General features: G+C 32.3%; 10 protein-coding genes. 3 read left to right on the forward strand and 7 right to left on the reverse strand.

Annotated elements, in window-relative coordinates:
* Positions 1–10: 10 nt before the first annotated feature.
* Positions 11–835 carry a menaquinone biosynthesis family protein gene (locus DESAMIL20_RS01880; protein WP_086033191.1) on the forward strand — a complete coding sequence of 275 codons (825 nt, stop codon included), beginning with the start codon at positions 11–13 and terminating at the stop codon, positions 833–835.
* On the forward strand, positions 828–2,000 hold the full coding sequence (locus DESAMIL20_RS01885; RefSeq protein WP_086033192.1) for a BaiN/RdsA family NAD(P)/FAD-dependent oxidoreductase: 1,173 nt from the start codon (positions 828–830) through the stop codon (positions 1,998–2,000). The genes DESAMIL20_RS01880 and DESAMIL20_RS01885 overlap by 8 nt, the downstream gene beginning before the upstream one ends.
* Here the strand turns inward: DESAMIL20_RS01885 and DESAMIL20_RS01890 are convergent.
* The 7 genes from DESAMIL20_RS01890 to DESAMIL20_RS01920 form a co-directional block, all read right to left on the reverse strand.
* Positions 1,964–2,623 (reverse strand): cytochrome c biogenesis CcdA family protein, encoded by a 660-nt coding sequence (locus DESAMIL20_RS01890; protein ID WP_158090482.1) that lies wholly within the window; start codon positions 2,621–2,623, stop codon positions 1,964–1,966. The genes DESAMIL20_RS01885 and DESAMIL20_RS01890 overlap by 37 nt on opposite strands.
* Positions 2,624–2,628: 5 nt before the next feature.
* On the reverse strand, positions 2,629–3,477 hold the full coding sequence (locus tag DESAMIL20_RS01895; protein ID WP_086033194.1) for a MinD/ParA family protein: 849 nt from the start codon (positions 3,475–3,477) through the stop codon (positions 2,629–2,631).
* Positions 3,470–4,657, reverse strand: coding sequence for a flagellar biosynthesis GTPase FlhF (flhF, locus tag DESAMIL20_RS01900; RefSeq protein ID WP_086033195.1), 1,188 nt, complete (start codon positions 4,655–4,657; stop codon positions 3,470–3,472). The genes DESAMIL20_RS01895 and flhF overlap by 8 nt, the downstream gene beginning before the upstream one ends.
* Positions 4,654–6,726 carry a flagellar biosynthesis protein FlhA gene (gene flhA, locus DESAMIL20_RS01905; RefSeq protein ID WP_204218551.1) on the reverse strand — a complete coding sequence of 691 codons (2,073 nt, stop codon included), beginning with the start codon at positions 6,724–6,726 and terminating at the stop codon, positions 4,654–4,656. The genes flhF and flhA overlap by 4 nt, the downstream gene beginning before the upstream one ends.
* A complete protein-coding gene (locus DESAMIL20_RS01910) occupies positions 6,710–7,378 on the reverse strand; it encodes a YggS family pyridoxal phosphate-dependent enzyme (protein ID WP_086033196.1) in 669 nt (222 codons plus the stop codon). Before DESAMIL20_RS01910 ends, flhA begins: the two co-directional genes overlap by 17 nt.
* 123 nt (positions 7,379–7,501) lie before the next feature.
* Positions 7,502–8,272, reverse strand: coding sequence for an NRDE family protein (locus DESAMIL20_RS01915; protein WP_086033197.1), 771 nt, complete (start codon positions 8,270–8,272; stop codon positions 7,502–7,504).
* Positions 8,273–8,476: 204 nt separating this feature from the next.
* A complete protein-coding gene (locus tag DESAMIL20_RS01920; protein ID WP_158090483.1) occupies positions 8,477–9,688 on the reverse strand; it encodes an SAM-dependent methyltransferase in 1,212 nt (403 codons plus the stop codon).
* A 316-nt stretch (positions 9,689–10,004) separates the two neighbouring features.
* On the opposite strand from DESAMIL20_RS01920, the gene DESAMIL20_RS01925 reads away from it, so the two are divergent.
* Positions 10,005–11,039, forward strand: a 1,035-nt coding sequence (locus tag DESAMIL20_RS01925; RefSeq protein WP_143340223.1) for a TolC family protein, incomplete at its 3' end; no start/stop codon positions are given.

Here is an 11,039-nt window from a genome sequence, read left to right on the forward strand (position 1 = left end):
AGGAGGTAAGATGAAGAAACTAACACTGGCACATAGCCCAGATTCAGATGATGCTTTTATGTTTTATGCATTAAATATCAAGGCAATAGAGACACATGGCTACGAGTTTGATCAGGTTTTAAGTGATATCCAAACATTAAATGAAAAAGCACTTAATGGTGTATATGATATTACAGCTATTTCTTTGGCAGCATACCCATTAATTGAAGACAAATACGATATACTAAAAAGCGGTGCTAGCATGGGTTTTAAATACGGTCCCATCATAGTAGCAAAAAAACAAATGTCTTTAGATGAACTTAAAAAGTCTAAAATAGCAATACCTGGAGTTTACACGAGTGCATTTTTAGAATTACAATTGCTGCTTGGTAAAGATCTAGATACTCTCGTTGTGCCATTCAACAAAGTATTTGATCATGTAATAAATGGTGATGCCCAAGCTGGCCTTATAATTCACGAGGGCCAACTTACTTTTAAAGAATCTGGGTTAGAAAATATCTTTGATTTAGGTAAATGGTGGTTTGAAAAAACAAAATTACCCCTGCCTTTGGGTGTTAATGCAATAAAAAAGTCATTAGAAGAAAAAAGTTTAATATCAGATATATTGCAAAAAAGTATTTTGTATTCTCTAGAGCATAGAAGTGAAGCAGTAAAATACGCATTGCAATTTGCAAGAGGAATGCAAGAGTCACTGGCAGATCAATTTATTGGTATGTATGTAAATAAACTTACTGTAGATATGGGGGAAAATGGCATAAAAGCATCTCAGCTTTTGTTGGATGAATCCTATTACGCAGGTTTAATTAAAAAGAAAGTTAAAATAACACTTGTATAACGCAATTATTATTGGTGGTGGCACAAGCGGTCTTGCTTGTGCCTGTTTTTGTAATAAGGATACATTAGTTTTAGATAAGCAAAGAATAGGCAAGAAGTTATCCGTAGCTGGTAATTCTCGCGTAAACCTCACAAATCTTGCAGATTTAGATGATTTTATAAAAGCTTATATTCCAAATGGGAATTTTTTAAGAGATGCCTTTGGGGTTTTTTTTAGAGAAGAGCTGATTGATTTTGTAAGCAAACTTGGTTTGAAAACACAGATTGAAAACACTAAAGTATTTTTAAGTAATTCAAATGGAGAAGAATTTGTAAAAAGGATAAAAAACTACATTATAGGTAGAAAAGCGCAAATACATGAATATGAAAGGGTAACTAAAATTGAACAAAACAAACATTTTTTTGTGCATACTACGAAAAGTATTTATGAGGCTAAAAATATTGTTATTGCAACAGGTGGCTTGAGCTACCCAAAACTAGGTGCTTGCGCAGATGGTTATAATTTTGCAAAGTCCTTTGGACATAACATCGCTCCTACACAACCTTTTGAAACACCATTTTGTATTAAAGATGATTTATTCAAAAATTTAGATGGCATATCTTTAGATAATGTTGAAATTAAATACAAAAATAAAATATTTAGTGGAAATTTATTATTTACCCATTTTGGTTTGAGTGGCCCAACTATTTTAGATTTATCATGTTACACAAAAAATGGTGATAAAATTTATATCAATTTTTTAGGAAATGATAAGGAACATTTGCTAAAAGATCTAAATGATGAAAATAAGAATTTAAAATCTATCATTAAAAAATATTTACCAAAAAGGTTCGCAGAAAATATGTCAGAAAAAATACCATTTATCAAGAAAAAAATATTAGAAGTCTCCAAAAAAGATTTGAATTTATTATTGAACTTGATATTTAATTATAAAGTTACTGTAGAATTATGTGGTTTCGAAAGAGCTTTTGTAACAAAAGGTGGAGTATCTTTGAGAGAAGTTGATCCAAAATCCTGTGCTTCAAAGCTGGTTAAGGGTTTGTATTTCTGCGGTGAAGTGTTAGATATTGCTGGTACAATTGGCGGATTTAATATACAAGCAGCATTTTCTACAGGTTATCTTGTTTCTCAAAAACTTGGAAGCCTGCCATTAAAAAACATATAAAAACCTACTGATATTAAAAATACGCTCATAATATAAGTAACTAAATTTGTCTTTAAAAAATTGAATGAGTTTACAAAGAAGCCCATAAATACAGAAGCCAAAAGAAACGGTATGCCAAGACCCAGTGAGTATATAAAAAGTAACATTGCGCCTTCTGAGAGGCTAGCAGTATTTGCTGCAATTACAAGTATTGATGATAAAATTGGACCCACGCAGGGGCTCCAGCCAAATGCGAATAAAATACCAATTACAAAAGATGTTAACAGATTAACACTTTTTATTTTTACATCAATGCGCAAAAATTTGTAAATAAAGTCGATTTTTAATATATAAAAAATTCCAAATATTATTATTAAAATACCCGAGATTTTTGCCAGCAAAATCTTATTTGTAACTATTAAAGTGCCAATGTAGCTTGCACTTGTTCCCATTAGTGTAAAAATTACGCTAAAGCCCAATACAAATGCTATAGAGTTTATAATAGCCTTTTTGTATACATTTTTGTCCTTGGAGTTTTTAAGCTCTTTTATGGTAACACCAGAAATATATGAAATATAAATTGGTATTAATGGTAAAATGCATGGACTAATAAAAGATAAAATACCACCCAAAAAGGCACTCAAATACATCACATCCTCCCAAATAGATTATTAAAAAACATTTTGATTGGATTGTCAATAAGTTTAATATTTTGAGAGAAAAAGTAATTTATAAGCCTTTTTATAGAAATAGAAAAACTTGAGTCTGGATAGTACTGAATAATTGGTTTTTGGCTTTTAATTGAGTTTGGTAGAGTTTTATCAAACACACTATAGCTTGCCATTTCAAGTTTTGTATTTAAGAATTTCTCACATATATTATTCATGTTATTAAAAACATTTTGTGCCTCTTGTTTATCTTTTGCCATATTTATAAACATTTTTATATCTTTGCGTTTGTAGTTTAGAGTTAATATCTTAATTGTTGCATAAGCATCGGCAATTGAAGTAGGCTCAGGTGTAGCCACAATAACTATATCTATCGCATTTTTAAGCAATGTCATGACTTTTTTTGATATTCCAGCGCCTGTGTCTATCAACAACACGTCTGTTTGGCTTGCTAGTTCATTAAGTTTATCCATCAAATCAATTAAGTCATTTTCTGAAACATTTGATATGTCTTCTATGCCACTACCAGCTGGTATAATTTTTAGATTTTGGTTATAATCCACTATAATTTCTTCTAATCTTTTTGATTTATTTATTACATCAATTATGCTGTAATTTGTTTTTACGCCTAAAACAATATCTACATTTGCAAGGCCTAAATCGCCATCAAGCAGTATTACTTTTTTGTTGATATTGCTTAACGCAACAGCCATATTTGAAGTTATACTTGTTTTTCCTACACCGCCTTTGCCGCTAGAGACAGCTATGACTTTTTGGTTTTTTTTGTTAGTATCCACCAATTCTCTCAACTTTTTAGCCTGATCATTCATTTTCACCCTCTATTTTTGCTTTTTTGATAATAAATGAAGATATACCAAAAGGGTCTGCTTTTACGAGATCATCTGGCACATCTTGTCCAAAACTAATGTAAGAAATGGGTTTTTTTGTTTTAACAGCAAAATTAAGCATTGTGCCAGGTGTATTTGTTTCGTCTAATTTAGTAAGTAACAAACTATCAATCTTGAGTCTAGAAAATTTACCATAAATTTCCATACAGTCTTCTTCTTTAGTATTTAAAGCTAAAACTAAACTGATATGCATACCATTTTGATCATTAAATAAACTAAATGATTCTTCAAGACGCTTAATATCTTTTTGACTTCGACCAACTGTATCAATAAAAATTTTGTCATAACCACTAAATTCATTTATGGCTTTTTGTAAATCATCTCTTCCAAGACATACCTGCATAGGTATTTCCATAATTTTTGAATAGGTAAGTAGTTGATCAACGGCGCCTATGCGGTAAGTGTCAGTAGTTATGATGCTTACTTTTTTTTTGTTTTTTAACTTTTCTATTGCTGCAAGTTTTGCTATAGTTGTTGTTTTGCCCACACCGGTTGGACCTGTTAATACGACTATTTGTTCAGTTGGCTCTACTGTCTTAAAAAACTGGGACAAAAGAACGCTTAGGTAATCAATAGTGTAGTTGTCATCTTTGAGTTTTTCGGCATACAAATTATCATAAAGAGCTTTGGATATTTTAAAAGAATATTTTTTGTTTATACCTTTTTCATTCATAAAATTAAAATACTTTTGAACAGAAATGGGCAAATTGTAAATATCAATCTCACCTTCTTTTTTTGCCATGTATGATAGGCTGCTTTTTAGGTTGTCTAGGTCACTTTTAATACTTTCTACCACTTCTTGTAAGGGATTTTTTGTAGCATTTTTTAACAGATTTTCTAAATCTTGTATCTTTTTTTCAAGGTCTTGTTTGGATTGGTCGTTTTGTTTGGACTCGATTAAATTAGCAAAATCTTTTTTTTTGGTACTTTCTGGATGCTCGATAGCAGCTGTAACTTCAATAACCTCTCTTTTAAAAAAAGAAAAAAATGAACCTTTACGCACTTTTCTTGTAGATAAAATTACAGCTTCTTCGCCTAGCTCTTTTTTTATTTTTTTAATAGCTTCTTGAAGATTGTTTGCCTCGAATGTTTTTATTATCATAATTCAATTGTGTCTATCGTCTTAATTTCTACATTATTGGCAATTTCTGAGTAAGACAAAACAATAATCCTTGGGAAGAATTTATCAAGAAAAGCTTTAAAATGCCTTCTGACTCTTGGTGAGGTCACAATTATAGGCTCAATCCCATTTTCTGCGGCTCTTGCAATTTGATTTTGTGTGGATTGCATAAGCTTATCACCAATATTTGGTGGAAGATTCATATATGAATAACCATTTTCTTCTTTAATGTTTGCAGTTAACACGCCTTCTACACTAGAGCCCAATAGTATTACATTTAACACATTGTTTTCATTTTTGTATTTGTTTGTAATATGATAGGCTAGGGCACTTCTTACATGTTCTGTTAGTAAATCCAAATCCTTAGTGTGCGGTGCCCAGTCGGCAAGCGTTTCAAAAATTGTTAATAAATCTCTAATAGGCACCTGTTCCTTAAGCAGATTTTTTAATATCCTATGTACTTGTCCAAGCGATAAATACTGTCCTAACTCTTCTATAACTTTGGGGTAATCACCTTTTAGATTTTCAAGCAGTTTGTTTGCATCTTGTCTGGTAAATATGTCGTAAATGTTTCTTTTAATAAGCTCGGTTATATGCGTGATAATTACCGTTACAGGATCCACTACTGTGTATCCTGCTACTATTGCTTCATTCTTCTTTTCTTTTTCAATCCATATTGCCTGCAAACCAAACGCTGGTTCTTTTGTAGAAATGCCTTCTATTTGTTTTAATGGAGCAGGTGACATAGCAAGGAGTCTATCTGGTTCAATTTTATATCTACCAACTTCAATGCCTTTTATTAAAAAAATATATTCATTTTTATCTAATGTGAGATTGTCCCTTATCCTGATAGAGGAAATTATTACGCCAATATCTAACGCCAGTTGCTTCCGCATTAATTTTATTCTATTGAGCAGATTACCGCCTTCGGCTTCTTCTGTTAGATGTATCAAGCCATAGCCTATCTCAAGTTCAAGTACATTAATTTTCATAGCTTCTTCGATATTTTCTTCAACAATTGGCGCCTTTGCCTGTTCTTGGATGTTTTTTTCTTCTTCAAGTTTTTCTTGAATTTTCTTTTGAGAAATAGAGTATGCCAAATATGCAAAAATCAGTGCTAAAAAGATTAAACTAATATGTGGCATGCCTGGAATCAAAGCCAAAATCCCCAGTATTGCAGCAGATAGATATAGTGCTTTATATTGTTTTGTAAGTTGATTTATTAGGTCTGGCGCAAGACTTTCTTCGCTTGAGCTTTTTGTAATAACAATACCAGCTGCTGTTGATATGATAAGCGCAGGCAACTGTACCACAAGGCCATCGCCAATTGTAAGCACCGTGTACCTGCTTGCTGCCTCTGATAGATTCATGTTGTGCTGCAGAACACCAATTATTATTCCGCCAATTATGTTAATAAAAGTTATTAAAAGGCCTGCAATTGCATCGCCTCTTACAAACTTGCTTGCACCATCCATGGCACCATAAAAATCTGCTTCTTTTGTAATTTCTTGCCTGCGTTTTTTGGCCTCTACTTCAGTAAGAATGCCAGAATTCAAATCAGCATCTATACTCATTTGCTTTCCAGGCATAGCATCAAGCGTAAAGCGCGCAGCAACTTCAGCTACTCTGCCAGCACCTTTTGTTATTACAACAAAGTTTATTATTACTAAGATAATAAATATTATAAAGCCGACAATATAGCTCCCGCCAACAACAAAATAACCGAAAGTTTTTATAAATTTACCTGCTGCGTCAGCGCTTTGAGCACCATGTAGCAAAATTGCTCTTGTGGTTGCAATACTAAGCGATAGTCTAAATAAGGTGACAGTCAAAAGTATTGTAGGAAATGTGGATATATCAAGTGGTCTTTGTGTATAAATGCTAACAAAAAATATCAATAGTGCAGAAGCAAACGAAATTGTTATAAAAAAATCAAGCAAAAAAGGCGGCAGTGGAACAATTAAAACCGTAAGTATTATAATTACTGCAATTAGTATAAGAAAATCGCTAAAGCGAGTAATTTGACCCATTAAACTAAGTTCTTTCTCCAAAAATTCCCCGTCCAATACGTATTATAGTTGAACCTTCTTGTATAGCGATTTTATAGTCATCACTCATACCCATTGATAGCTCGGCTAAATCAGGGCAAAAGCTTTTCTTTAAATCTTCAAACAACGATTTCATATCTCTAAAAGCTTTTCTGATTTCAACCTCATCAGCTTGAGGACCAATACACATAAGTCCGTGCAATTTTAAATTCTTCAAATTAACTATACTTCTTGTAGCCTCTAAAACATCATTTTTAAAAAAACCGAATTTTTTAGGATCATTTGCAATGTTAACTTCAAGCATTATATTTATAATTTTGTTTTGTGAAAATGCATAATTATTTAGTTTATCTGCAAGTTCTAAGCTATCCATACTATCAATATAGTCAAAATACATTGCAGCCTTTTTTGCTTTATTTAATTGCAGATGACCTATTAAATGCCACTGGATATCTAAATTATCTTGCTTTGCTAATTCTATTTTTGCAATCGCCTCTTGCATCCTATTTTCACCAAAGATACGCTGGCCGCATTCATATGCTTTTTTTACAACGCTAAGATTAAAATTTTTTGATACTGCCATTAATTTGACATCAGGATTTAAACTTTCTATTTCGCTCTTTATTTTTTTTAAGTTTTTGCAAATATTTTCCATAAAAAACTCCTTTTTACGATTATACTTTTGCTTTAAAATAAGTCAATTATTTATGAATCAATGGGTAACAAAAAAAAGATTAAAACGATGAACACTACTACTCACCACAGAAAGGTGCGGTTTTCAAGTCACACCTTTTGGGCTAATACAGAAATGAAACTCATTGTTTGTTTGAAGGATATGGTTCTTTTCAATAACTACAGCATTATTATTGTAGTCTATAAGCAAAACATAAGAAGTTTGTGTACCGTAATTCTTGCTTTTTACAAATATAGACGAGAGCATTTTTTCTTGCATTAAATCAATTCCTGTAGATGGGAGACTATCTTCAAATACTGTATCGTCGTATAAAATTTTAAATAGTTGTTTTATCATTAATTTTTTGTCTTGCGCGTAGAGAATGTCATTTTCAAATGCAGCTTTGGCTTTCTTTGTTTTAGGCCACGATATATCCAGTAAACTATTACTTAGGGTATGCAAGCCACTTTTTATTCGCATAAGTTGATTTTGAATGTTAGAAAAGTAGTAAAGGCAATCGATACTGCCAAATACTAAATTAAATGGATTATATAAAACAGGATTTGTACTCCTAATAAATCTTTTTGGGTCAACATTAGCAGTTAAATAGTCCCATACAATACGCCCTCTAGAAGGTGCGCTAGTTTTAAATAAATCAGGATTTCTATAGTTTGTTAAAAAAACCAATTTACCATTTTTTGTTATACCAAAAAAGCTGCCTAGTGCAAGCAAATCCCTTGGAGATAGCAACTCATCAGTTTCAGATTTATACCACTTAAATGGCAAACTCTTTCTTGCGTAGTATTCGTCCCTATTGCCTGCTAATATAAGTTTGTATTTGGGGTTTTTGTTTAAGGCAAACACAACTAAACACATACGTATCTTAACCCTATAAATTTATATAACAATTGAAAACAAATAAGCTCAAATAACTAAAAAAACCGCTGCCCACTGTTTTATTATAAGTCTAGTTGCGCTTTCTTTGGCAGTAATCTATAAAATTTTTTGCAAACTCAACGCAAAAACTTTTTTTTCTGACGCTTAACATGGACATGGCTCTAACCAAATAAACAATCTTTTTCATACATTTGCTTTCCAATTATTGTATATTTGGCCTCTGTATAAAGGTATTTGAATTTGGCCTTTTGAAAAGACTATCTGATAAAGTTGAGTATCACCCCACTTAAAGGAAGCGTAGGCACCATTTAAATACAACCTCCACATTCTAATAAACTTTTCGTCGAACGTCTGTTTGACTTTGCCTATATTTTTTTCAAAATGCTCTATCCAGTGTTCAATTGTTTTGGCGTAGTGAGGCCTTAGGTTTTCTATATCGATAATATAAAACTTTTTCTTCCTTAGTCTTTTAACCAATTCTTCTAAAGAAGGCAAGTATCCGCCGGGAAATATATACTTAAGCGTCCATGGATCAGTAGGCAGTGGCTCATTATGCCCAATTGTATGCAAAAGCCCAAGCGCACCTGACTCTAGAATGGCCTTGAGTTTGCTAAAAAACACATCAGCATAATTTTTCCCAATATGCTCATATGCTCCTATTGAAACAAATTTGTTGAAAGTCCCTGTTAGGTTCCTGTAGTCTTCATAAACAACTTCTATTTTATCGCTTAAGCCTTCCTCTTTTATTCTTTGTTTTGCAAATTCATACTGGTTTTTAGATATAGTGCAGCCTAAGCCTTTTATATTGTTTCTCTTTGCTGCATATATCAAAAAACCACCAAAACCACAACCAACATCTACAACTTTATCATTGTCTTTTAAGTAGATCTTTCTGCATATAAGTTCATATTTATTGTTTTGTGCAGTCTCTAAACTATCATCTGGAGTTTTAAAGTAAGCGCAAGAATACGTATAGCTTTTATCCAAAAACAAACCAAAAAAATCGTTGCCCAAGTCATAATGGTAAGATATATTTTTTTTAGCGCCCTTTTTTGAATTTATATTTGAAAGCTTATTTACTGCAATGGCAAGTTTTGTTTTTGCAGGTACCCTTATATTGTTCTTTTTTATGAAATTTTCAAGATACAGCAAATCCTTTAAATTTCCAGTTACTTCAATATTCTGGCTTACGTAGTGCTCTCCAAAACCCAAGCTCAAGTCACTAAATAAATCTTCAAGTACATTTTTAGCATTTATTTTTATACTTATTTTGTGCGGTTCACTCCCAAAATGTTTGGTTGTGCCATCCCAATAGGTAATCTGTGAAGAAACTTCCTTGCTTGCTTCTTCAAGAGCCTGTTCAATAAATTTTTGAAACTCTCTTGTAGTGTTCACGATAAAGCCTCCTGATCAATCAAACAAAAACTTTTGTTTGATTCAAAAGATTTTTTAAGTACTAAAAATTTAAGAGCTCTTTACACACCTTATTTCTATTGTCTATAATGTATGCCAAAATAAGATTTTTCAAGAGTATTATTAAAGATGCATTTTTTAAAAGTTGCTTTTTTTTACGTTCTTGTATGTTTTTTAGCTAATTGCCTAGCTTGAAAAAGCTTAATAAAGGTACACAAAAACTCTTAATAATGCTTAAATCCTAAAAATGATTAATTAATATATTGACAAAATAATAAGTGATATTATAATAACCAAAATGAAGGGAGGTTCTTTCATGCACCTTAGAAAAACCCTGTTTTCCATATCGGTCTTAGCTTTATTTGCAAATACTTCTTACGCTTTATCTTTAAGCGAAGTGCAGTCTTTAAGCTCAAACAACAACTATCAGATAAAGCAGTACGAATCGCTCTATGAGTCTTCAAAAGAGTCAAAGCAAAGTGCTTTTAAAAACTTTTTGCCAAACCTATCTACAAATTACTCATATACAAGACTTGATCAGCCACCATACCAGATTGCAAACGGCAATAAATTGATTATGGGCTCTGTTAATAACTATCAGTGGAATGTTACAATAACACAGCCTTTATTTACAGGCTTTTATCTGTTGAACAAGTACAAGTATGCAAAGTACAATGAATCATTCTCTCAGGCAAACCTAGAAGTAATAAGAAACCAAATTATAACAAATGCAAAAAATGCTTACTTCAACGTCCTATATAACCAAAAGATACTAGAAACTAGGCAGCTTGCTGTTGCCCAGTATGAATCACACTTAAAAGACGCAGAAAGTTTCTATAAACAAGGTCTTATCCCAAAAGTAGACTTACTAAAATCACAAGTAGCCTACTCAAATGCAAAGCAAGAGCTAAAACAAGCTTATGCTAACTTAACAAACGCTATAGCTCAGCTAAACCAATTGCTCAACGAGCCCATTGATAAAACACATACATTTGATCAGGTAGCGGATGTTGTTAACTTAAAAACACCCCTTGACTCACTTTATGCTCAAACAGACAACCGTCCAGATATTAAAGCACTATCATTTGCAATTAACAAAGCCAAAGCTCAAGTAGGTATGGTAGAGTCTAGCTATTATCCTCAGGTACAATTAAAGGCAAACTACAACCGCAATGGTCAAAACCTCGATATGAACAATAACCCATACGCCGATAACTCCATCTATAGCCTAAACATAATTGCAAACTGGGATATATTTGACTGGGGTAAAACAAAAAATGATGTACAAGCCGCAAAGCTACAACAGATTGCCCTAGAAAATGAACTGGCTAAT

Origin of the sequence: Desulfurella amilsii, assembly GCF_002119425.1 — a bacterium.
GTDB classification, from domain to species: domain Bacteria; phylum Campylobacterota_A; class Desulfurellia; order Desulfurellales; family Desulfurellaceae; genus Desulfurella; species Desulfurella amilsii.

Bases quoted from the DNA above. Each gene is read 5' to 3' on its own strand.
- DESAMIL20_RS01880 (WP_086033191.1), top strand. From the start codon at position 11: ATGAAGAAACTAACACTGGCACATAGCCCAGATTCAGATGATGCTTTT.
- DESAMIL20_RS01895 (WP_086033194.1), bottom strand. From the start codon at position 3,477: ATGAATGATCAGGCTAAAAAGTTGAGAGAATTGGTGGATACTAACAAA.
- flhF (WP_086033195.1), bottom strand. From the start codon at position 4,657: ATGATAATAAAAACATTCGAGGCAAACAATCTTCAAGAAGCTATTAAA.
- DESAMIL20_RS01910 (WP_086033196.1), bottom strand. From the start codon at position 7,378: ATGGAAAATATTTGCAAAAACTTAAAAAAAATAAAGAGCGAAATAGAA.
- DESAMIL20_RS01915 (WP_086033197.1), bottom strand. From the start codon at position 8,272: ATGTGTTTAGTTGTGTTTGCCTTAAACAAAAACCCCAAATACAAACTT.